This is a genomic window from Stappia sp. TSB10P1A (assembly GCF_900185725.1).
GTDB lineage: Bacteria > Pseudomonadota > Alphaproteobacteria > Rhizobiales > Stappiaceae > Stappia.
In genome coordinates, this window is record NZ_FYAU01000024.1 from 50,817 (window position 1) to 72,774 (window position 21,958).

The window sequence follows — 21,958 nt, forward strand, 5'->3', positions numbered from 1 at the left end:
GGAGCGGCGCCGCTCCGCTACTCGATCCGCCGCAGATGCGCGCGCACCGCGAGGCGCGAGGTCGCCGCCGTCAGCACGGTGACGAGGAAGATGATCGCCAGCACGCCGAGATAGCCGCCGACGCCGACCGACACGCCGCCGAACATGTCCATCGAGCGGGCAAGGCCCTGCAGGCCGCTGCGCTCGTCCGCCAGGAAGCCGAGGACGAGGAACACCAGACAGGCGGCGACGCCGCCGGCCAGCCCGCCCTGCAGGCCGAGCAGCAGGAAGTGGCGCTGGAACTCGCGGGCGACGAAACTGTCCTCCGCGCCGACGAAATGCAGCACCTCGACCACGTCGCGATTGCCGGCCATCGCCGCCCGCGTCGCGAAGACGACGGACAGCACCATCGAGCCGAGCACCAGCAGCAGCACGGCGATGCCGCCCAGCACCACCGCATTGGCCATGGCCGCAAGCCGGCTGGTCCACAGGCTGTGATCGTCGACGCTCGCCCCGCGCACCTCGGCGCTGACGGCCAGGCGCAGCGCGCCGAGGTCGAACGCCGCCGGCGCCGCCACCTGCACCTGGATCAGCCGCGGCACCGGCAGGCTCTCCAGGTCGAGCCCGGCGCCGAGCCAGGGCTGCAACAGGTTTCGCGTCTCCTGGTCGGACAGCGCCCGCACCGTGCCGACGCCGGCCTGGGCCCGTGCCGCCGCCGTCGCCTTCTCGATCTCGCGCAGCATGTCGACGCCTTCCGCCGGGCGGATCTGGATCGTCACCTCGCGCAGCAGGTCGTTGGACCAGGCGCTGGCCGCCTCGTGAATGACGGTCACCGCGCCGATGGTCAGGCAGGCGAGGAAGCTCATGATCGCCACCACCAGCGTCAGCGCGCGCCCCGCGACCGCCTGCGGCGGCACGATCGGGGCGGAGGGGCGCAGCTCGCCGGCGGCGCCGCGCTTGCGTGCCTTGGGTGCGGCCTTTGCCCGGCGCGGGGCGGCTGGCCGGCCAGCGGCCGGACGGGGGCCGCGCCCGGCCCTCTGGGTCCTGTCGTCGTCAGTCATGGATCTGCAACCGTCCTTCGCCCAGTTCCATGCGCCGCGCGTCGACCTGGTCCATCAGGGCGAGGTCATGGGTGGCGATCACCACCGAGGTGCCGAGCCGGTTCAGCTCGATGAACAGCCGCAGCAGCCGCCGCGCCAGCGGCGGATCCACATTGCCCGTCGGCTCGTCCGCCAGCAACATCTCCGGCCGGGTGATCAGCGCCCTGGCGATCGCCGCGCGCTGCTTCTCGCCGCCCGAGAGCACCGGCGGCAGCACATGCATGCGCTCGCCGAGCCCCACCCATTTCAGCAGTTCCACCACGTCGGAGCGGTATTGGCTTTCCTCCTGGCCGATGACGCGCAGCGGCAGGGCGACATTCTCGTAGGTCGTCAGGTGATCGAGCAGGCGGAAATCCTGGAAGACGATGCCGATGCGCCGACGCAGCGCCGGGATCTGGCTCTTGTTCAGCGCCGAGGTGTCCTTGCCGAAGGCGCGGATCAGCCCGCGCGTCGGCTTCAGCGACAGGAACAGCAGGCGCATCAGGCTGGTCTTGCCCGCACCGGACGGACCGGTAAGGAACTGGAATGACTGCGGCCTGATCTCGAAGGTCAGGTCGCGCAGGACTTCCGGCCCCATGCCGTAGCGCAGACCGACATTTTCGAATCGGATCACGGCAACCTCTCGTTAAGACATTGGCCGGACAGTATCGCCTCGGCATTAACGCTTCATTAACGATATCCAGGCGTGATGGAGCCAGAACACCCGGAAAGCGGCCGGCGCGACGATCAATCGTTTCGCCGTTTGCGGCATGTTTACGGTCTTCGCCGGAAACTACCCGCTTTGCGAACCGGCTCTCCGGGTGTCGATACGCCTTTCCGGCCGGTATTTGCGGGCAAGACGAGGCCGCGTCCACAATGAAGATCACCTGTCCGGACTGCGCAACCGCCTATCGGGTCAGCCCCGCCGCCCTCGGGCCGGAGGGCCGCGACGTCAAATGCGCCCGCTGCGGCACGCGCTGGCACGCGCTTCCCGATCCGGACACCGCCTCCATCGAGACCGAACTGCCCGAAGACGCCGATACCGAGGCACGGGCCGCGCGCAAACCGGCAGCGGCGATGGCCGGCCGTGACGACGCCTCCCCGGCCGAGGACGACGAGGACGACAGCGACGGCGCGCAGTGGGGCGACGACCGGGAGGAGGACCCTGCGGATCGGGACGAGGACGTCTTCTCCGCCGCGTCGGAGCCGCGCGACGACGGCCTGGAGGATGAGGACGACCAGGCCGAGGACGGCTGGGAAGCGGCCAAACGGGTCGAGCCCGCGGCCCTTCCGGTAGCCGCGGCGGCGGCCGAGGCGGATGGGGCAGCGGCAAGCGCCAAGCCGGTCGACATCGAAAGCCTCGCCCGCAAGCCGAAGATCTATGTCAAGCCGCGCAGCAGCGAGCCGGTGCTGGGCCGCCTGCTCGCCAGGATCGGCCAGCGCGCCCGCCGGCTGCGTCCCCGCCGGGTGGTCGGCACGATGATGTTCTTCGGCGCCATCGCCCTGTGCGCGCTGGCGGTCACCTTCCGCACGCCGATCGTCGCCCGCATGCCGGATCTGGCCGGCCTGTTCGCCCTCGCCGGGCTGGAGGTCAACCTGCGCGGGCTGGAATTCCGCGACCTGCGCACCTTCCGGGAGATCGAGGACGGCGCCATCGTGCTGGTGATCGAAGGCACGATCGTCAATGTCGAGCGGGAAGCGGTGCCGATCCCGGCCATTCGCCTCGCCCTGCGCAGCGAGGATGCCCAGGAAATCTACGCCTGGACCATGGAACCGCGCTTGCGCCGGCTCGATGTCGGTGGCACGACGCGGTTTCGCACCCGCCTGTCGGCCCCGCCCGATCTGGCGGCGGACATCCAGGTGCGCTTCGTGGAGCGCAAAGAACGCCAGGTCAGGCTGCAATGAACGACACTGTCGACATCCGAACCCTTTTCGACGAAGCCGCGATCGCCGCCCGGGTCGAGGAGGTCGCTCGCGAGATCGCGGCCTCGCGGCCGCAGGGGCTGCTCGTCGTTGCCGTGCTCAAGGGCAGCTTCATGTTCGCCGCCGATCTGGTGCGGGCCATGCATCGGGCCGGCCTGACGCCGGAGATGGAGTTCATCCACCTGTCGAGCTATGGCGCGGGCACCGAGTCAAGGGAAATCCGCGTGTTGCGCGATGTGGAGAGCGATGTTGCCGGCCGGGATGTGATTCTCGTGGATGACATCCTGGAAAGCGGCCGCACGCTGGCTTTTGCGCGAGACCGACTCAGCGAGCGCGGCGCAGGCTCTGTGCGCATCGCCGCCTTGCTCGACAAGCCGATGCGCCGCAAAACCGCCATTTCCGCGGATTATGTCGGGTTCGAGTGTCCGGACAAGTTCGTTGTCGGCTACGGGATGGACATGGGCCACAAGTGGCGCCAGCTCCCGTTCATCGGCTACGTCGTCCAGGATGCACCGGCCTAGCGCGCGGATGGTTCAACAACGGAGGGGGACATGGCCCGCATTCTGATCGCCGAAGACGACGAAGCCGTTCGCAGCTTCGTCAAGCGCGCCCTCGAGCTGGACGGTCACGCCGTGGTCGCCCTGGAAGACGGTGCGGCGGCGGCCGAGACGCTGGCGAAGGAAAAGGGCGCCTTCGACCTCATCCTTTCGGACATCAAGATGCCGGTGATGGACGGCATCGCCTTCGCCCTGATCGCCGCCCGCGACTATCCCGCCGTGCCGATCCTGCTGATGACGGGCTTCGCCGACCAGCGCGAGCGGGCGAACGGGCTCGACGCGCTGATCCACGACGTCGTCACCAAGCCGTTCTCGCTGGCGGAAATCCGCCGCGCCGTCAGCGATGCCCTGCTCGGCATCTGCCGCGAAGAGACCCGCCGCTACGCCTGACCGCGTGGCGGCCTGCGCCTCGGCCGCAGCCCTTCCTTCACGGAGGCGAGCCGTCGTCTCCCGCTCCGGCGCTGTCGCCGGCTTCCTTCTTCCCCCAATCGTCCGTTGAAACGCAACGGGCCCGAGCTTGTCCCGCGCGAGCCCGAAATCGCAGCGCACGCCCGCAAGGCGCCGCTCAGTTGCGCCGCAGCAGCCGCTCCAGATAATCGAGTTCGATCATCGGCCGGGTCGGGTCCGAGAAGCGCCGGCGCAACTCCTCCAGGATCCGGCGCGCCCGCTGCACGTCGATCTCGTCCGGCACCCGCACCCGGTCGCCGAAATCCGGCCCTTCCGTGCGGCGCGGCCGCCCGAGCGGGTCCTCGTCCATCGGGCTGCCCTGGCGTCCGGCCATGCCGGGCCCGTCGCCCGGCCCCGGCTGTCCGAACATCTGTTCCGCCATGCCCTGCGCCCCGCGCCGCAGCGCATCCAGCGCATTGCCCTGCTGTCCGACGGCATCGCCCGGCTGACCCTGGCCGAGGCTGTCGCGGGCATTGCCCATCTCCTCGCCGGCCCGGCCGAGGTCGTCGTTCGACGGCATGCCGTTGCGGGCCATCTGGTCGAGAAGCTGCTGCAGCCGCTCGCCCAGTTGCCCCTGCCCTTCCTGAAGCTGCCTCAGGGCCTCGGCAAGCTCTTCCGGCGTCATTTGTCCCGGCTGGCCTTGCTGACCCTGCTGGCCCTGCTGACGACCCTGCTCCTGCTGCTGGTTGAAGCGGTTGGTCTGGTCCATCAGCTCCTGCTGCCGCTGGATCATCCGGCCGAGCTCGTTGAGCGCCTGCATCATCTCCTGCGTCATGCTGTCCGGCATCTGCTGCGGCCGGCCGGCCTGCAGGTTCTCCAGCATCCGCTGCATCTGGGCGAGCAGTTCGCGCGCGGCATCGCGCGAGCCGCTGCGCGCCAGTTCCTCGATCCGCGACAGCATCTCGTTGAGGTCCTGCGGCCGCAGGTTCTGCGCATTCGGATCGAGCGGCTGCATCGCTTGCGGGTTCTGCCGCAACTGCTCGGCCAGCGCCTGCATGTATTCGTTCAGCGCCTGGCGCAGCTCTTCCGTCAGCCGGGCGATCTCCTCGTCGGACGCTCCCCCCTCCAGCGCCCGGCGCAGCGCTTCCTGCGCGTCGCGCAAGGCCCGCTCGGCGGTCGACAGGTCGCCGTCCTCGATGTTCAGCGCCAGTTCCCACAGCAGGTCGACGACATCGCGCAGCTCGTCGTCCGACTGCGCGGCAACGAGCTGGCCACGGGCGAAGCGCATGCCGAGATGGGTCCGCAGCTTCTCGCCGAAGACTTCCGGCGCCAGCATCAGGCCGTCGAACGCGTCGAGCACGCGCACCTGCGCATTGGCGTCGAGCGCCAGGCTGCGGCGCTGCTCGACCACCGCACGCGCCAGCGGCTTGGCGAAGCGCCGCTGCGGCAGGGTGAAGCGGTGCGGCTCGGAATAGCCGGTCTGTCCGGCATGGTCGCTGGCGCTCAGCACCACGTCCACCTCGGAGCCGGCCCAGGGATGGCTGGTCAGGTCGCGAATCGTTTCGCCGGTCCCGGTGCGCCGCTCGCCGGCGGCCAGCGACAGCGGAAAGCTCGGCGCCTCGACCAGGGGGCGGATCGCCGCGCCGCTGTCCTGGTTGCGGCGCTGCGCCGGGCGGATGTCGGCGCGCGCGCCGACGATGCCGTAGTCGTCCTGCGCCAGATAGGTGAATTTGACCGCGCCGCTGAGCTGCTCTTCCGGATCGTTGAGCAGGCGGATGGTCGGCGGCTCGTCCGGCTCCACCGCCACCTGCCAGGCATGCACGAGCGCTTCGCCGTCGCGGATCTCCAGCGTCGCGGACGTCTCGAGCCGGCTGCGCAAACCGCCTGCGACAGCCGCCGGCGCCGCGCCCTCGTCGCCGCTCCCCCCGCCGGCCTCGGCCAGGTTCACCGTCTCCTGCGGCGTGACCAGCAGCACGGCAAGCGCACCGACCCCTTGCGCGCGGACGATCACCTCGCTGCCCTGCGGCACGCTGATCGCCTTGCCGGGGTCGCGCAATTCGGCCGCCGCCCCGGTCAGGAACACCGGCGCCCGGCCGGTATAGACCGGTGGCGCGATCCAGGCATCGATCCGGGCGGCAACGGGGGCCGCCTGCGGCGCGCCGCCGCCGAACGGCGACAGCCGCGACAGATGGCTGCCCTCGGCCGCGAAATAGCCGACCACCAGCAGCATCGCCGCCAGCACGCGCAGGGCAAAGGGATCGCGGCGGAAGGCCTGCGGGCTCGGCAGATCGGTGCGCACGCTGGCCAGAGCGGCGCTGGCGCGGCGGCGGTGCACCTCCCACAACGCCCGCGTCTCGGCCCTCTCGCCGCCGTCGAACAGCCGGTCGTCCAGCGCCGCCAGCGGCCGGTGGCTGAGGCCCGAGACACGCTCGATCCGAGCCAGCGCTTCGGCGCGGGAGGGAGAACCGGCACGGGCGAGCGGCAGGGCGGCGTACACGGCAGCGGCCAGGACGCCGAGCGCGGCGATCGCCGACAGCCAGGACGGCAGCATCGACCACAGGCCGAGCCAGGACAGGCCGACATAGAGGGCGACAACGATCAGGACCGAGTGCAGCGGCGGCCAGACCCGCTCCCAAAGCAGCGACAGGCGCGTGCACAGAACCGCCCGTTCGAGGCGCGCGCGCGCGCGCCGGGCCTCGTCGCCCGGCGGCGGGACGGCTGGGCCGGGTTCCGCTCCGGAACCGGCCGGTGTCGTCGCGTCTGTCACTGTCTGCCTCCGCGGCCCGACCCTTGGGTCACCCGCCCCCGTTCCGTTAGGGTGGGGCGTTTCGTCCGCTTTGGCAAGGCCGCGCCGGGCAAAGGCGCCCCGCGGCTCAGCTCTCGTCGAGCCAGGACGGCAGCCTGTCGAGGCCGATCAACTCCTCGTAGGTCGGCCGGGGACGCACCACCGCGTGGGCGTCGCCCTTCACCAGAACCTCCGGAACGAGCAGCCGGCTGTTGTAGCTGCAGGCCTGCACCGCGCCATAGGCGCCGGCCGAATGCACGACCAGCAGGTCGCCCGGCACAACCGCCGGCATGTCGCGATCATGGCCGAGATAGTCGCCGGTCTCGCAGACCGGACCGACCACGTCGGCCATCACCCGCGGATGGTCGGGGGCCGGCAGGACCACCGTGCGGATCTCGTGATAGGCATCGTAGAGCGTCGGGCGGATCAGGTCGTTCATCGCCGCGTCGACGACCACGAAGGTCTTCGCCGCGCCCTGCTTCACATAGAGGACGCGGGTGACGAGGATGCCGGCATTGCCGGCGATCATCCGCCCCGGCTCGAAGATCACCTTGCAGTCGAGATGCTCGACATGCCGGCGCACCACCTCCGCATAGGCCTCCGGGTGCGGCGGCGGCTCGTTGTTGTCCCGGTAGGGAATGCCGAGCCCGCCGCCGAGATCGACATGATCGATGGCATGGCCGTCGCCGCGCAGGTCCGCGATCAACCCGCCGAGCCGCGAGAACGCCGTGTCGAAGGGCTCCAGCTCGGTGATCTGCGAGCCGATATGCATGTCGATGCCCGACACCTGCAGCCCCGGCAGGGCGGCCGCATGGGCATAGACCTCGCGCGCCCGGCCCCAGGGAATGCCGAACTTGTTCTCCGCCTTGCCGGTGGCGATCTTGGCATGGGTGCGCGCGTCGACATCCGGGTTGATGCGGATCGAGACCCGCGCCGTGCGGCCCTTCTGGCTCGCCACCTGCGAAAGCTGCACCAGTTCCGGCTCGCTCTCAACATTGAAGCACAGAATGTCCTCGTCGAGCGCGTGCGCCTGTTCCTGCGCCGTCTTGCCGACGCCGGAGAACATGATCCGGTCGGCCGGCACCCCGGCCGCCCGCGCCCGGCGCAATTCGCCTTCCGAAACCACGTCCATGCCGGCGCCGAGCCGCGCCAGCGTCGACAGCACCGCCTGGTTGGAATTCGCCTTCATCGCGTAGCAGACGAGCGTCGGGATGCCGGCGAAAGCCTCGCTGAACACCCGGTAGTGCCGCTCCAGCGTGGCGGTGGAATAGCAATAGAACGGAGTTCCGACCTCGGCGGCGATGGTCTCGACCGGCACGTCCTCGGCAAACAGCCGGCCATCGACATAGTGGAAGTGATGCAAGGCCTTGTCCTGACCAGAGGGCACCGGTGGCGGTGGCGCCGCCGGCTGCCGGCATGAAAACGCGACGTCTCAGATGATGGCGTCGAGGATGAAGGGTCGGTCCGGGCGCGCCGACGCCGGCGCCTGCGCCGGAGCCGCCTGACCGGGCGCGGAGACGGCGGGATCCACCTGACCTGGACGATCGAGGGCGCCGCGACGGCCGCAGCCGGCCAGCGTCAGCGCCAGCACGGCCGCGATCAGCACGCCGCCGCTCAGGACCCGAGACATGCCAGCTTTCGCCATGGTGAGCGTCGCTCCTGTTGACGTCCGTTCGAAGCGGGCCGGCCCGGCCGGCCCCTGCCGTTTCCTCGCATGCGGCGGCGTTTGCCGCAAGTCCCCAGGGTCGGGACCTTGGGCCGCCTTGCTGCCGCAGGTCTCTAGCGCCGCGCGGCCTCGCGCTCCAGCGCCTTCAGCCAGCGCTTGGCCTGCTTGCGGACATTGGCCGGCGCCGTGCCGCCATAGCTGGTGCGCGAGCGCACCGACTTGTCGACCGACAGCACGGTGAAGATGTCCTCGGTGATGCGCGGCTCGATCGCCTGCAGGTCTTCCAGCGGCAGCCGGTGCAGCGGCACCCCGCGCTCCACGGCAAGGCCGACGGCGCGCCCGGTGACGTGATGCGCCTCGCGGAACGGCATGCCGATCACCCGCACCAGCCAGTCGGCCAGATCCGTCGCGGTCGAGTAGCCCGAGCCGGCGGCGGCCTTCATCGTCCTGGTGTTGGCGGTCAGGTCGCGGACCATGCCGGTCATCGCGGCCAGCGCCAGCGACAGGCTCGGCAGCCCGTCGAAGGCCTGTTCCTTGTCTTCCTGCATGTCCTTCGAATAGGCCAGCGGCAGGCCCTTCATCATCACCAGCAGCGCCGTCAGCGAGCCGTAGATGCGGCCCGTCTTGGCGCGCACCAGCTCGGCCGCGTCCGGGTTCTTCTTCTGCGGCATGATCGAGGAGCCGGTTGAGAAGCGGTCGGACAGGGTGACGAAGCCGAACTGCGCCGAGCACCAGATGACGATTTCCTCGGCAAGACGCGACAGGTGCATGGCGCAGATCGAGGCCGCCCCCAGCGCCTCGATGATGAAGTCGCGGTCGGACACCGCGTCGAGCGAATTGGCCGTCGGCCGGTCGAAGCCGAGCGCCGCCGCCGTCATCTCCCGGTCGATCGGGAAGGACGTGCCGGCCAGCGCGGCGGAGCCGAGCGGGCATTCGTTCATCCGCTTGCGGGCATCGCGCATGCGCGAGCGGTCGCGGGCGAACATCTCGACATAGGCCATCAGGTGGTGGCCGAAAGTCACCGGCTGGGCCGACTGCAGATGGGTGAAGCCCGGCATCACGTCGCCGGCATGGGCGAGCGCCCGCTCGCTGAGCGCCTGCAGGAGCTCGGTGAGCTGCTCGTCGAGCGTGTCCAGCGTGTCGCGCACCCAGATGCGGAAATCGGTGGCGACCTGGTCGTTTCGCGAGCGCGCCGTGTGCAGGCGGCCGGCGGCCGGGCCGATCAGTTCGGCCAGCCGCGCCTCGATGTTCATGTGGATGTCCTCGAGCGCCCGCGAGAAGGCGAAGTCGCCCGCCTCGATCTCTGACCGGATCGTGTCTAGACCGTGAGCGATCTTCTCGGCATCCTCGGCGGCGACAATTTCGCGCGCTGCAAGCATGCGGACATGAGCCTTCGAACCCTCTATATCCTGCCGGTAGAGCTTGCGATCGTAGTCGATGGAGGCGTTGATCTCCTCCATGATGGCGTCCGGCCCATCCGAGAACCGGCCTCCCCACATGCGATTGCTCATGAACGTGCCTTTCTGGCGCCCCTAAGGAACGGGTAATGGATCGATGACCAACGGAACCAGGCCTCCCCGGCGCACGCTCCTTCTCGGAGGTGCCGCCGTGGCCCTGATGGCGGGACTGGCGGGGGTATACGTGATCGGCGGGGCCGATGGCAACCGGCAGCAGGCCGGTGCCTGCAGCGCCGCAGCTAGCCTTGCCGCCGAGATCGCGCCGCTCGCCCGCGGCGAGGTGGCTGCGTTCCTGCCGGCGAAGAACCCGAACGCGCTCTCCGACCTTGCCTTCCGCAACGATGCGGGCGAGCCGATCACCCTCGGCGATTTCCGCAACAGGGTGGTCCTGGTCAATCTCTGGGCCACCTGGTGCGCGCCCTGCCGCAAGGAGATGCCGGCGCTCGACGAATTGCAGGCGGACTTGGGCGGCGAGGATTTCGAAGTGGTCGCCGTCAGCGTCGACCAGACCGGCGAGGAAAAGCCGCGTGCCTTCCTTCAGGAGATCGGCGTCGGCAACCTCGCCTTCTATGCCGATCCCAGCATGAAGATCTTCCAGGACGTGCGCTCGCGCGGCCGCGCGCCGGGCCTGCCGACGACGCTGCTGGTCGATGGCGAGGGCTGCGAGATCGGCGCGCTGATGGGACCGGCCGAATGGGCCTCGGACGATGCCAAGGCCCTGGTGCGCGCGGCCATCGACGCCCAGCGCAAGGCAGCTCCTGAAGGGACCGGCAGCTAAGACGCCCGGCTCGACGGAAACCGAACGACAAAAGCGCCGGGCGGATGCGTCCGGCGCTTGATGGTTTCCGGCAGGTCGTGGAAAAGATCAGGCGGAGATGTCGAGCCTGCCGCCGACGCCCGCCGGCGTCGGAGCCTTGGCCACGGCGGCGGCATAGTCGGCATTCTGCTCCAGCATGGCCGCGAGCGCGGCCGTGGCATCGGCATTCTGCTTCATGAAGGTCGCGGCAAGCTGCGTCTGGGTCTGCGCCTGCGACATGCCGACCATGGCGGCGGCAACACTGGACATGAAAGCCTCCCGGTTCGAGCCTTCCCACCCCTCGCACGACCAGCATTAACGACGGGTTAATCCGGGCAACCTGCGCGGGTACCCGCCCGCCTCAGCGGGTGGGAACCGGCACGTCGCCGCGATAGTCGTAGAAGCCGCGCTGGGTCTTGCGGCCGAGCCAGCCGGCCTCGACATATTTCACCAGCAGCGGGCACGGGCGGTACTTGGTGTCGGCGAGGCCCTCGTAGAGCACCTGCATGATCGACAGGCAGGTGTCGAGGCCGATGAAGTCGGCGAGCTGCAGCGGGCCCATCGGATGGTTGGCGCCGAGCTTCATCGCCGTGTCGATCGCCTCGACCGAGCCGACGCCCTCATAGAGCGTGTAGATCGCCTCGTTGATCATCGGCAGCAGGATGCGGTTGACCATGAAGGCGGGGAAATCCTCGGCAACCGCGATGGTCTTGCCGAGCTTGCGGGTGAACACCCGCGCCGCCTCGAAGGTCTCGTCCTCCGTGGCGATGCCGCGCACCAGTTCCACCAGCTCCATCAGCGGCACCGGATTCATGAAATGAATGCCGATGAAGCGCTCCGGCCGGTCGGTGGTCGCCGCCAGGCGGGTGATCGAGATCGACGAGGTGTTGGTGGCGAGGATCGCCTCCGGCTTCAGCAGCGGACAAAGCTGGCTGAAGATCTTGCGCTTGATCTGTTCGTTCTCGACGGCCGATTCGATGACGAGGTCGACATCGCCGAGTTCGTCCATGCTCTCGGCCGGCACGATCCGCGACAGGGCCGCCGTGCGCTCGTCCTCGGTCAGCTGCCCCTTGGACACCTGGCGGGCCATGTTGCCGTTGATCGAGGCCAGACCGGACTGGATCCGATCCCGGGAAATGTCGTTGAGCTGCACCTCGAAGCCGGCGACGGCGCAGACATGCGCAATGCCGCTGCCCATCTGGCCCGAGCCGATCACGCCGACTTTCTTGATCTCGACCACCATCGTCCGTCCCGATTTCGTTTCGGTGCCGCCGCGCGGCGCACCCTTGGGGAAAGTGAGGGCTATTCATGGCAACTTCGCGAGCCCGCCGCAAGGACCCGGCGGCGCTTTTTCGCAAGGCAGCAGCGCCATGGCGCCAACCGTCGCCGGCAACGCGGAAGGGCCCGCCGAGGACGGGCCCTTCGCAGTCGTCTCCCCCGCGCCGCGGCGCGGTGCCGTCAGCCCTTGGCGGCCTCGACGGCGGCCTTGAACTGCGGCAGCACCTCGAACAGGTCCGCGACGAGACCATAGTCGGCGACCTGGAAGATCGGCGCTTCCTCGTCCTTGTTGATCGCCACGATCACCTTGCTGTCCTTCATGCCGGCAAGGTGCTGGATGGCGCCCGAGATGCCGCAGGCGATATAGAGATCCGGCGCGACGACCTTGCCGGTCTGGCCGACCTGCCAGTCGTTCGGCGCGTAGCCCGCATCGACCGCCGCGCGCGAGGCGCCGACAGCCGCGCCCAACGCGTCGGCGACCGGCAGCATCACCTCCTCGAACTTCTCCTTGGAGCCGAGCGCGCGGCCGCCGGAGATGATCACCTTGGCCGAGGTCAGCTCCGGACGGTCGGACTTCGACAGTTCCTGGCCGACGAAGGTCGACAGATCCGACTGGGTCGCCGAAATCTCCTCGATCGCGGCCGAACCGGTCTCCTCGGCGGCAGCGAAACTCGCCGTGCGCACGGTCACCACCTTCTTGGGATCGTTCGACTTGACGGTCTGGATGGCGTTGCCGGCATAGATCGGCCGCTCGAAGGTCGACCCGTCGATGACGGCGGTGACGTCGGAAAGCTGCATCACGTCGAGCAGCGCGGCGACGCGCGGCAGGATGTTCTTGCCGTTGGCGGTGGCCGGCGCGACGATCGCGTCATAGCCGCCGGCCAGCGACACGATCAGCTCCGACATCGGCTCGGCGAGCTGCTGGGCAAGCCCGTCGCCATCGGCGAGCAGCACCTTGGCGGCACCCGCGATCTTGGCGGCCTGCTCGGCGGCAGCGCGCGCGCCCTTGCCGGCGACCAGCACATGCACGTCGCCGCCCATCGCGGCGGCGGCGGTCATCGCCTTGTGGGTGGCGTCGTTCAGTGCGGTGTTGCTGTGTTCGGCAACAAGAAGGATGGTCATCGTCAGTGTCTCCCTGTCCGTCCGATCACAGCACGCCGGCTTCGGTCTTCAGCTTGGCGACAAGCTCGGCGACATCGGCCACCTTGACGCCGGCCTGGCGTGCCGGCGGTTCGACGGTCTTCAGCACTTCCAGGCGCGGCGTGACGTCGACGCCGCAGTCTTCCGGAGACTTCTCGTCGATCGGCTTCTTCTTCGCCTTCATGATGTTCGGCAGCGAGGCGTAGCGCGGCTCGTTGAGGCGCAGGTCCGTCGTGACGATGGCCGGCAGCTTCAGCTTGACGGTCTGCAGGCCGCCGTCGACCTCGCGGGTCACGTCGACCGTGCCCTCGCCGAGGTCCACCTTCGAGGCGAAGGTGCCCTGGCTCCAGCCGAGCAGCGCGGCGAGCATCTGTCCGGTCTGGTTGCAGTCGTCGTCGATCGCCTGCTTGCCGAGGATGACGAGGCCGGGCTGCTCGTCCTCGACCACCTTCTTCAGGATCTTGGCGACGGCGAGCGGTTCGGTGGTGGCGTCGGTCTTGACCAGGATGCCGCGGTCGGCGCCCATGGCGAGGCCCGTGCGCAGCGTCTCCTGCGCCTGCTGCGGGCCGACCGAGACCACGATGATCTCCGTGGCCTTGCCGGCCTCGCGCAGACGGATCGCCTCTTCGACGGCGATCTCGTCGAACGGGTTCATCGACATCTTGACGTTGGCCAGATCGACCCCCGAGCCGTCGGCCTTCACGCGCACCTTGACGTTGTAGTCGATCACCCGCTTCACGGGCACAAGGATTTTCATTGGTTTTTCAACCTCCCGCTGACGCGACCGCAAGTTACCGCCGCCGGTCGCCTTTCGTATCCGCAACGCCTCAGGACAGCCGGAAACCGCAGCTTTCCGCAGGTTCCGTGTCGTCGGGCCGGGACCGTACTGACGCGCTTGGTGGCTGTCAACGCCACGTAAGGGAACCCTGCCGTCGCAGGAGCGACGCCCGCGTCCCCACCCCGCCCGAAGCCCCCTACACCCCCCTGTCGAACAGCGGCACGCCGCGCCGGCGCATCGGCACCACCAGCAGGGCGCCGGCGGCGGCACCGGCCACATGCGCCCACCAGGCGACAGTGTCGCCGTCCTCGGCCGGACCCAGCACCATCACCACCTGGAAGGCGATCCACGCCCCCAGCACCCAGGCGGCCGGCAGACGCAGCGGCAGCCGGCCGAAGGCCAGCACCCAGACCCGCACTTTGGGATGCAGCACCAGATAGGCGCCGATGATGCCGGCCACCGCGCCCGAGGCGCCGATCAGCGGCACGATCGACCCCGGCTCGATCAGGGCGTGGCCGAGCCCGGCCGCGGCCGCGCACAGCAGATAGAACAGGAGGAAGCGAAAATGCCCCATCGCGTCCTCGACATTGTCGCCGAAGACCCACAGGAACAGCATGTTGCCGCCCAGATGCATCCAGCTCCCATGCAGGAAGGCATAGGTCACCAGCGCCGCCGGCTCGGGAAACACCACGAGATCGGGCGCCAGGTCGCGCAGGTCGAACAGCACGGCCGGGATCAGCCCGTAGGACAGGCTCGAGGCCTGCATCGCCGGCTCCGACAGCCCGCCCTGCTGCACCAGCACGAAGATCGCCACATTGGCGAGGATCAGCCCCCATGTGACAAATTGTCGCCGCACATGCACGAGCGGCTTGTGATCGTAGAGCGGAATGAACATCGGCCGGCCGTCCTGTTGCGTCGTCGCAGCTTTCCGGCCTGCGCGCCCCGGCGTCAAGTGTGTCGTCAAGTGCGTCGTCAAGGGGCGGTCTTGACCCTAGCGGTTCTGGCCCGGCACCCACAGCACGTCGGCGGCGCCCTTGTCGTTGACCCAGCGCGCGGCGACGAAGAAGAAATCGGAGAGCCGGTTCATGTAGACCAGCGCCGGCCGGCCGACGGTCTCGCGCGCCGCCAGTTCGGTCATCAGCCGTTCGGCCCGGCGCGACACCGTGCGGGCGAGATGGAGCTGCGCCGCCGCCGCCGTACCGCCCGGCAGCACGAAGGAGCGCAGCGGCGACAGGTCGGCGTTGAACCGGTCGATCGCCGCCTCGATGGCTGAGACCTGCGCCTCGGTGACGCGCAGCGGCGGATAGGCCGGCGGCGTGTCGCTTTCCGGTGTGGCAAGATCGGCGCCGAGGTCGAACAGGTCGTTCTGGATCCGCGCCAGCACCGCGTCGAGTTCGGGATGGCCGCGCGCCGTCTCCAGCCGCGCCAGGCCGACCACCGCATTGGTCTCGTCGACCGTGCCATAGGCCTCGACCCTGAGGTCGTGCTTCGGCCGCCGCTCGCCGGAGGCAAGCGCCGTGGTGCCGGCGTCTCCCGTCTTGGTGTAGATCTTGTTCAGCACCACCATGGCATGTCCTTCCGCGAAATTCGTTTCCCGGCCGCGCCCTACGGCCGCACGCCGGTGAGATAGAGCACCACCATCACCAGGACCACGGCAAGGAACTGCAGTCCGACGCGCCAGCGCATCAAGGTCTGCGAGCGCGAGGACGAGCCGCCGCGCATCATGTTCCACAAGCCCAGCAGCAGCACGACCGCCACCGCCCCGACGGCGAAGGGTATGGTCATGCGCAGGAAGTCGGCCATCGGAAGTCCTTTCTCAGCAGGGGCGCGGCAGGCGCCGGCGTCCTATTCCTCGGATCGCGCCGCCCGCGACAGCACCCAGTCGAAGCCCCGGGTCGGCAGCAGGCGTTTCAGGCCGGCCATCACGGTCGTCGGCACGGTCACCCGGTAGCGCGGGCGCGGCCGCGGCGCCTCCACCGCATGCACCAGGCGCTTGACCACCGCCCGCGCCGGCAGCTTGAACAGCGACGGCTCGCCGGCCCGCATACGGGCAAGGCGCCGCTCGTAGATCTCCCGGTGGGGCGAGGCGGCCGCCCCCTCTTCGCCGATCACCCTTTCGAAATTCGCCATCGCGTTCTGGGTGAAGCGGGTGGCGATCGGGCCCGGCTCGATCAGCGAGACATGGATGCCGGCGCCGGCGAGTTCCAGCCGCAGCGTGTCGCTATAGCCTTCCAGCGCGAATTTCGAGGCGTTGTAGGCCCCGCGATAGGGCATGCCCATGAAGCCGAGGATCGACGAACACTGCACGATGCGCCCGTGCCCCTGCCGGCGCATATGCGGCAGCACCGCCCGCGTCAGCGTGTGCCAGCCGAGGAAGTTCGCCTCGAACAGCCCGCGCAGCGCCTCCGAGGGGATGTCCTCCAGCGCGCCGGGAATGGCATAGGCGCCGTTGTTGAACAGCGCGTCGAGCCGGCCGGAGGTGCGCTCGAACAGCTCCGCCGCACCCTCGATGAGGCTCGCCTCGTCCTGATAGTCGAGGCGGAAGCTCTCGAAGCCTTCCGCCCGCAGCCGGTCCACGTCCTCCGCCCGCCGCGCGGTGGCGAAGACGCGCCAGTCGCGGCCGCGCAGCGTATGGGCGGCGGCGGCGCCGATCCCGGAGGAGCAGCCGGTGATGAGAATGATGCGCTGCGGCCGGACATATGCGGCTGTCAGTGACCCGGCCATGTCTCAGGTCTTCTCCCGTCCCGTCCCAGCCCGTTCCGATGCGGTCAGATCGCTTCGCCGACCAGCAGCCTCGGCGCCGGCCCCTCCAGCCCCGCCGCCTGTCGGATGAAGAAGCGCTTCAGCCCCGGCATGCGGTCGACAAGGCCGAGGCCGACATCGCGGGCCGCGCGCACCACATCCATATCGTTGGAAAACAGTCGGTTCAAGACGTCGGTCACCACTCCCATGCGGAACGTGTCGAAGCGCCGCCAGCGCTCGTAGCGCTCCAGCACGTCGAGCGCGCCGATATCCTCGCCGAGCCGCCGCGCCTCGACCAGCACCTCGGCGAGCGCCGCCACGTCCTTGAAGCCGAGATTGAGCCCCTGGCCGGCGATCGGATGGATGCCGTGGGCGGCATCGCCCGCCAGCGCCAGCCTGGGCCGCACGAAGTCGCGCGCCAGGGTCAGACCAAGCGGGAAGGCGTGGCGCGGCCCGGCCAGTTCCAGCTTGCCGAGGTGATGGCCGAAGCGGCGCTCCAGCTCCAGCTCGAAGGTGAAGTCGTCGCCCTTCACCAGCCGCTCGGCCTCGACGCGCCGCTCCGTCCACACCAGCGACGAGCGGTTGCCGGTCAGCGGCAGGATGGCGAAGGGGCCGGAGGGCAGGAAATGCTCCTCGGCGCGGCCGCCATGCGGCCGCTCATGGGCAACGGTGGTGACGATGCCGGACTGGTCGTACTCCCAGCGCACCGTGCCGATGCCGGCAAGCTCGCGCAGCTTCGAGCGCACGCCGTCGGCGGCGACCAGCAGTTTCGCCGTGCGAACCCCGCCCGAGGCAAGGCGGATCTCCACCTCCGACGGCCCGGTCGCGAAGCCGGCGACCGTGTCCGGTGCGATCAGCTCGACGCCGAGCGCCTCGGCCCGCTCGGCGAGCACGGCGACCATGCGCCCGTTCGGCACCATATGGGCAAAGGGCTCGCCCGGCTCCACCTCGCCGTCGAAGGTCAGGAACACCGGCCGCACCGCATCGCGCAGCCGCGAATCGGTGACGATCATCTCCATCATCGGCTGGGCATGCGGCACGATCTGCTCCCACACGCCGAGCCGGTCCAGCATGCGGCTCGCCGCCGCCGCGACGGCCGAGGCGCGCGGATCCTGCTCCAGCGCCGCGCGCGGGCGCATATCGACCACGGCGACGCGAAGGCCCGGATCGGCCTGCTTCAGCGCCACCGCCAGCGACAGGCCGACATAACCGCCGCCGCCGACCAGCACGTCGAGCCCGTCCGCCTGGATGCCCATCCTGTCGCTCCCGTGTTTGCACGCTCGTTACTACGCCCCGGGACGGCTGCCCCTGGGTCAGTCTTGACAATGCCGTCCGGCGCCCCGAAGGCTCACGCACCCTTTCCGTCCCTGCGAACAGGTGCCGCATGCGCTCAGCCGTCGACGACCTCCTCTCGATACTCGATCTCGAGCCGCTGGAACACAACCTCTTCCGCGGCATGAGCCCGCAGGTCGGCTGGCAGCGGGTTTTCGGCGGCCAGGTGATCGGCCAGGCGCTGGTCGCCGCCTCCCGCACCGTGCCGCAGGACCGCGCCGTCCATTCGCTGCACGGCTATTTCCTGCGCCCCGGCGATCCGGCCGTGCCGATCATCTACGAGGTCGACCGCATCCGCGACGGCGGCAGCTTCACCACCCGCCGCGTCGTCGCCATCCAGCACGGCGAGCCGATCTTCTCCATGGCCGCCTCCTTCCAGACCTTCGAAGAAGGCCTCGACCACCAGGTCGCCATGCCCGACGTGCCGATGCCGGAGGACCTGCCCGGCGAGGCGGAGCTGAAGGAACAGTTCCTCGCCCATGCGCCGGAGCCGGTGCGCCGCTACTGGGAGCGCGACCGGCCGATCGAACTGCGCCCCGTCGACATGACCCACTATTTCAGCCGCCGCAAGCTGACCCCGTCGCAGAATGTCTGGGTCCGGGCCAGCGCCGCCCTGCCCGACGATCCGCGCGTCCATTCCTGCGTGCTTGCCTATGCCTCGGACATGACGCTGCTCGACACCTCGCTCTTCGCCCATGGCACCAGCGTGTTCGACCCGCGGCTCCAGGTAGCAAGTCTCGACCACGCCATGTGGTTCCATCGCCCGTTCCGCGCCGACGAGTGGCTGCTCTATGCCGAGGACAGCCCGTCGGCCTCCGGCGGGCGCGGCTTCACCCGCGGCTCGCTCTATTCGCGCGACGGCCGGCTGGTCGCCTCCGTCGCGCAGGAAGGGCTCATCCGCGTGCGCGCCGACCGGTCGCCGGCCTGATCAGCGGAAGCTGCCGCTGAAGCCGCGGATCGCCAGCGGATTGTCGGACAGCGCCGCCGCGTCCGGCGTGTCGGTCGAAGGCGTCCCGGTGAAGGCGTCGAACAGCTTGCGCACGAAGGTCTCCGGCAGGTCGCGGGTGATGAACACCAGCCGGCTGCGATGGTCGGCGTCCGGCCAGGCCGGCAGCGTCGCCGGTGGATGGAACACGTGCTGCACCCCGTGCAGCACCACCGGCCGGTCCGGATCCTCGGCGAGCTGCACCACCCCCTTCATCCGCAGCAGCTTCGGCCCATGCGCCGAGCGCAACAGGTCGAGGAACATCTCCAGCGCCGCCGACGGGATCGGCCGGTCGGTCGACAGGGAGAAGGCACGGATCGAATCGCCGTGGCGGTTCACGTCGTGCCCATGATCGTGGTGCCCATGATCGTGGTGCCCGTGATCGTGATGCCCGTGATCGTGATGCCCGTGATCGTGATGCCCGTGATCGTGGTGATCATGATGGTGATGCCCATGGGAATGGCCGTCGCGATAGGCTTCCTCGTTCAGCCAGCGCGCCACATCCGCCGTCTTGGTCGCCGGATCGTAGAGCCCGGTGCCGATCAGCCGGGCCGCCGTCGCCTCGCCGCTGGCCGCCAGGATCACCGGGGCGGCCGGGTTGAGCCGGGCAATGCGCCGGCGCAGCGGGCTCGCCGGATCGAGCGCCGCCGCGCCCTCCGCAAGATCGGTCTTGGTCAGCACGATGCGGTCGGCCACCGCCACCTGCTTCACCGCCTCCTCCTGCGCGTCGAGCGTCGCCAGCCCGTTGACCGCGTCGACCAGGGTCACCACCCCGTCGAGCTGGTAGCGCATCACCAGATAGGGATGCTGCATCACCGTGTGCAGCACGGGAGCCGGATCGGCGAGCCCCGTCGTCTCGATCACCACCCGTGACAGCCGCTCGCTGCGGCCGTTGTCGAGCCGGCGCAGCAGATCCTCCAGCGTCGTCACCAGATCGCCGCGAATGGTGCAGCAAAGGCACCCGGAGGACAGCTCGACGATGCCCTCCTCGCCTCCTTCCACGAACAGGTGGTCGAGGCCGACCTCGCCGAACTCGTTGATGATCACCGCCGCGTCGGCCAGCGCCGGATCCTTCAGCAGGGTGTTGAGCAGCGTCGTCTTGCCCGCGCCGAGAAAGCCGGTGATGACGGTCAGCGGAATGGGCGGCTTCGGCCCGCGCGGGCGCTTGCCGGTCTGGTCGGTCTCGGTCACGTCACGGTCCTTTCGCGGACGCCGGCCGCTCGGCCGACGCACCGGTCTATGGGCGAGGATTTGGGGACGGGCGCGGCAGGATCAAGAGCGGCTCGCCGCGGAAGATCGCGCCCGGCTTGGCTTCGCCCTGCGGCGCCGGCGCAGCGGCGGCGGCCGTCGGCAGCAGGGCGGGCGTCGCCGCGACCGCGCCCGTCGCCGGCTTTTCCCGCGGCATCGGCACGGTTGTCAGCGCGGCGACCTTCGCCTCGGCCGGCGCCGCGCCGCCCTTGGGCACGCCGAGGCCGACCTGCAGCGCCTGGTCGGCGCGGGCGCGCGGGCCGATGATCTGGTCCATCACCTTGCCCCAGTCGGTCTTGCCGTCGTCCCCGGCCGGCGCGTCGTCATCCGCCGAGACCACCTGTTGCGGCGCCTGGGCGACGATCGACTGGCGCACGCCGTCGGACGCCGGGCCGGCCTGCGCATAGGACAGCGTCCTGGAGCCGCGCAGACCGCCGGTGCCGTAGGCGGCGAGCAGTTCCTCGGCGGTCGGCCTGGGGTTGCGCTTGCAATAGCCGTCCGCCGGCGGCCCGCCGGCAATGCCGGTCATGCTGTCGAGGGAGCGCCCCGGCCGCTGGCTGAACGCGGCATCGACCAGCACGCGGGCCTTGGCGGCCCGTTCCACGCCGGACGAGGCGCCCAGGATCACCACCAGCACGGTGCGTCCGCCACGGCTCGCCGTCGCCACCACGTTCAGTCCGGAATTGCAGATATAGCCGGTCTTCATGCCGTTGGCGCCGCGCACGCGGGCGAGATATTCCCGGTTCGCCGAGCGCAGCGTCTGCTTGCCGACCCGGATCGCCGGCAGGCTGAAATAGCCCTGATATTGCGGGAATTCCCGCCACACCGCCCGTCCCAGCACGGCCAGGTCGCGGGCCGAGGACACCTGCCGGTTGTCCGGCAGCCCGTGCGGATTGGTGAAGGTCGTCGCGCTCATGCCGAGGCGCCGCGCCTCCGCGTTCATCATGTCGATGAAGGCGGGCTCGGAGCCGGCGATCGATTCGCCGATCGCCACGGCGATGTCGTTCGCCGACTTGACGATCAGCATCTTCAGCGCGCTGTCGAGCGTCAGTTGCGTGCCGGGCTTGAAGCCCATCTTGCTGGGCGGCTGGGCATGGGCATTGGTGCTGATCGCCACGGCGCTTTCCAGCGTCGCGCGCCCCTCGCGCACCGCCTTGAAGGCGAGATAGGCGGTCATCAGCTTGGTCACCGAAGCCGGATACCACTGGCGCAGCGCGTCCTTCTGGTCGAGCACCGCCCCCGTCTCCGCATCGATGACGATCCAGGCGCCGATGTCGGCGCGGGCGGTCCCGCCGGTCTGCAGCAGGGCGCCGACCGCGAGCGCTGCCGCGATCGCGAGGCCGCGCAAATGCCTGCCCAGGTGCTTGCGCAAGGGGCGTCCGGTAAAGTCCAGCACGTCAGCCAGCACGTCAGAATGCCTCCGCAGGTCCGGCCGCCACAGCTCCAGCCGCCGCATCGAATTGTCCGCGCCGGGACGGGCCACCCGTGGGAGGCCCCGTCCATGCCCGAATGTCCATGCCGGATATATGTAACCGATCCTGCGGGCGGAATGCAAAACCTGCAAGTTTTCCGCCCCTGTCCGCCGCCCGTCCTTATGCGCGGCAACCGCCCCTGCCCGCGCAAGCGGCATTTGCCGAAGATTGAGGCAGTCGCTCCCGTCCGCCGCGCCGGGAAGCCGCCGCCGGCCCGCCCGGCCGCGGCTGGTCGCGACTGGCCCCGCTCTTGCTTGGCACCGTCCGACGCCCCTGCGACAGGGGCGCGACGACCGGCCGCAACCCTCTCGCGGCTCTCGAACGTCCGGCGTAAGCTCCGGATTCCCATGACTA

22 protein-coding genes are annotated in these 21,958 nt (G+C 69.7%); 5 read left to right on the forward strand and 17 right to left on the reverse strand.

The genetic code is table 11. The annotated features are described in order from the left end of the window. Positions 1-17: 17 nt before the first annotated feature. Both TSB10P1A_RS08815 and ftsE read right to left on the reverse strand, forming a co-directional pair. Positions 18-1,040 carry an ABC transporter permease gene (locus tag TSB10P1A_RS08815; RefSeq protein WP_186387550.1) on the reverse strand — a complete coding sequence of 341 codons (1,023 nt, stop codon included), beginning with the start codon at positions 1,038-1,040 and terminating at the stop codon, positions 18-20. Next, complete coding sequence (gene ftsE, locus TSB10P1A_RS08820; protein WP_186387551.1) at positions 1,033-1,692, reverse strand: cell division ATP-binding protein FtsE; 660 nt, start codon at positions 1,690-1,692, stop codon at positions 1,033-1,035. The genes TSB10P1A_RS08815 and ftsE overlap by 8 nt, the downstream gene beginning before the upstream one ends. Positions 1,693-1,934: 242 nt before the next feature. On the opposite strand from ftsE, the gene TSB10P1A_RS08825 reads away from it, so the two are divergent. Genes TSB10P1A_RS08825 through TSB10P1A_RS08835 form a run of 3 tightly spaced genes read left to right on the forward strand, consistent with a single transcriptional unit; the run spans position 1,935 to position 3,928 of the window. Next, positions 1,935-2,963, forward strand: coding sequence for an MJ0042-type zinc finger domain-containing protein (locus TSB10P1A_RS08825; protein WP_186387552.1), 1,029 nt, complete (start codon positions 1,935-1,937; stop codon positions 2,961-2,963). Further along, on the forward strand, positions 2,960-3,502 hold the full coding sequence (gene hpt / locus TSB10P1A_RS08830; RefSeq protein ID WP_186387553.1) for a hypoxanthine phosphoribosyltransferase: 543 nt from the start codon (positions 2,960-2,962) through the stop codon (positions 3,500-3,502). The genes TSB10P1A_RS08825 and hpt overlap by 4 nt, the downstream gene beginning before the upstream one ends. Positions 3,503-3,532: 30 nt before the next feature. Beyond that, entirely contained in the window at positions 3,533-3,928 is a 396-nt protein-coding gene (locus TSB10P1A_RS08835; protein WP_186387554.1) for a response regulator, read from the forward strand. 175 nt (positions 3,929-4,103) lie between these two features. Here the strand turns inward: TSB10P1A_RS08835 and TSB10P1A_RS08840 are convergent, their stop codons facing one another. From TSB10P1A_RS08840 to argH, 4 genes are all read right to left on the reverse strand, one after another. Continuing rightward, positions 4,104-6,692 (reverse strand): TIGR02302 family protein, encoded by a 2,589-nt coding sequence (locus TSB10P1A_RS08840; protein WP_186387555.1) that lies wholly within the window; start codon positions 6,690-6,692, stop codon positions 4,104-4,106. A gap of 106 nt (positions 6,693-6,798) precedes the next feature. Next, positions 6,799-8,073 (reverse strand): diaminopimelate decarboxylase, encoded by a 1,275-nt coding sequence (lysA, locus tag TSB10P1A_RS08845; RefSeq protein ID WP_186387556.1) that lies wholly within the window; start codon positions 8,071-8,073, stop codon positions 6,799-6,801. 69 nt (positions 8,074-8,142) lie between these two features. Next, positions 8,143-8,340, reverse strand: coding sequence for a lipoprotein (locus tag TSB10P1A_RS08850; protein ID WP_186387557.1), 198 nt, complete (start codon positions 8,338-8,340; stop codon positions 8,143-8,145). Positions 8,341-8,489: 149 nt separating this feature from the next. Beyond that, positions 8,490-9,887, reverse strand: a complete 1,398-nt coding sequence (gene argH, locus TSB10P1A_RS08855) for an argininosuccinate lyase (RefSeq protein WP_186387558.1) — start codon at positions 9,885-9,887, stop codon at positions 8,490-8,492. Positions 9,888-9,993: 106 nt separating this feature from the next. Between argH and TSB10P1A_RS08860 the strand changes: the two genes are divergently transcribed. Continuing rightward, on the forward strand, positions 9,994-10,611 hold the full coding sequence (locus TSB10P1A_RS08860; protein ID WP_244293067.1) for a TlpA disulfide reductase family protein: 618 nt from the start codon (positions 9,994-9,996) through the stop codon (positions 10,609-10,611). Between the two features lie 87 nt (positions 10,612-10,698). Here TSB10P1A_RS08860 and TSB10P1A_RS08865 read toward each other — a convergent pair whose 3' ends face one another. The 9 genes from TSB10P1A_RS08865 to TSB10P1A_RS08905 all read right to left on the reverse strand — a co-directional run bounded on the left by TSB10P1A_RS08865 (position 10,699) and on the right by TSB10P1A_RS08905 (position 17,823). Beyond that, positions 10,699-10,899, reverse strand: a complete 201-nt coding sequence (locus tag TSB10P1A_RS08865) for a hypothetical protein (protein ID WP_186387560.1) — start codon at positions 10,897-10,899, stop codon at positions 10,699-10,701. A gap of 91 nt (positions 10,900-10,990) precedes the next feature. After that, positions 10,991-11,872, reverse strand: a complete 882-nt coding sequence (locus tag TSB10P1A_RS08870; RefSeq protein ID WP_186387561.1) for a 3-hydroxybutyryl-CoA dehydrogenase — start codon at positions 11,870-11,872, stop codon at positions 10,991-10,993. Positions 11,873-12,087: 215 nt separating this feature from the next. Further along, positions 12,088-13,029, reverse strand: a complete 942-nt coding sequence (locus TSB10P1A_RS08875) for an electron transfer flavoprotein subunit alpha/FixB family protein (protein WP_186387562.1) — start codon at positions 13,027-13,029, stop codon at positions 12,088-12,090. Positions 13,030-13,054: 25 nt separating this feature from the next. Continuing rightward, complete coding sequence (locus TSB10P1A_RS08880; RefSeq protein WP_186387563.1) at positions 13,055-13,804, reverse strand: electron transfer flavoprotein subunit beta/FixA family protein; 750 nt, start codon at positions 13,802-13,804, stop codon at positions 13,055-13,057. Between the two features lie 217 nt (positions 13,805-14,021). Then, positions 14,022-14,720, reverse strand: a complete 699-nt coding sequence (locus TSB10P1A_RS08885; protein WP_186387564.1) for a rhomboid family intramembrane serine protease — start codon at positions 14,718-14,720, stop codon at positions 14,022-14,024. A 96-nt stretch (positions 14,721-14,816) separates the two neighbouring features. Beyond that, complete coding sequence (locus tag TSB10P1A_RS08890) at positions 14,817-15,392, reverse strand: cob(I)yrinic acid a,c-diamide adenosyltransferase (RefSeq protein ID WP_186387565.1); 576 nt, start codon at positions 15,390-15,392, stop codon at positions 14,817-14,819. 38 nt (positions 15,393-15,430) lie between these two features. Next, the gene (locus TSB10P1A_RS08895; RefSeq protein WP_186387566.1) at positions 15,431-15,628 is read right to left on the reverse strand and encodes a twin transmembrane helix small protein; all 198 of its coding nucleotides are present in this window, start codon (positions 15,626-15,628) and stop codon (positions 15,431-15,433) included. 42 nt (positions 15,629-15,670) lie between these two features. Next, the gene (locus TSB10P1A_RS08900) at positions 15,671-16,549 is read right to left on the reverse strand and encodes an SDR family NAD(P)-dependent oxidoreductase (RefSeq protein WP_186387567.1); all 879 of its coding nucleotides are present in this window, start codon (positions 16,547-16,549) and stop codon (positions 15,671-15,673) included. A 44-nt stretch (positions 16,550-16,593) separates the two neighbouring features. After that, positions 16,594-17,823 (reverse strand): ubiquinone biosynthesis hydroxylase, encoded by a 1,230-nt coding sequence (locus TSB10P1A_RS08905; protein WP_186387568.1) that lies wholly within the window; start codon positions 17,821-17,823, stop codon positions 16,594-16,596. A gap of 128 nt (positions 17,824-17,951) precedes the next feature. Between TSB10P1A_RS08905 and tesB the strand changes: the two genes are divergently transcribed. Continuing rightward, entirely contained in the window at positions 17,952-18,827 is an 876-nt protein-coding gene (gene tesB / locus TSB10P1A_RS08910) for an acyl-CoA thioesterase II (RefSeq protein ID WP_186387569.1), read from the forward strand. On the opposite strand, the gene TSB10P1A_RS08915 is transcribed toward tesB, so the two are convergent. Continuing rightward, positions 18,828-20,075 (reverse strand): GTP-binding protein, encoded by a 1,248-nt coding sequence (locus TSB10P1A_RS08915; protein WP_208987052.1) that lies wholly within the window; start codon positions 20,073-20,075, stop codon positions 18,828-18,830. Positions 20,076-20,121: 46 nt separating this feature from the next. Continuing rightward, the gene (locus TSB10P1A_RS08920; protein ID WP_186387570.1) at positions 20,122-21,540 is read right to left on the reverse strand and encodes a D-alanyl-D-alanine carboxypeptidase family protein; all 1,419 of its coding nucleotides are present in this window, start codon (positions 21,538-21,540) and stop codon (positions 20,122-20,124) included. Between the last annotated feature and the right edge of the window lie 418 nt (positions 21,541-21,958).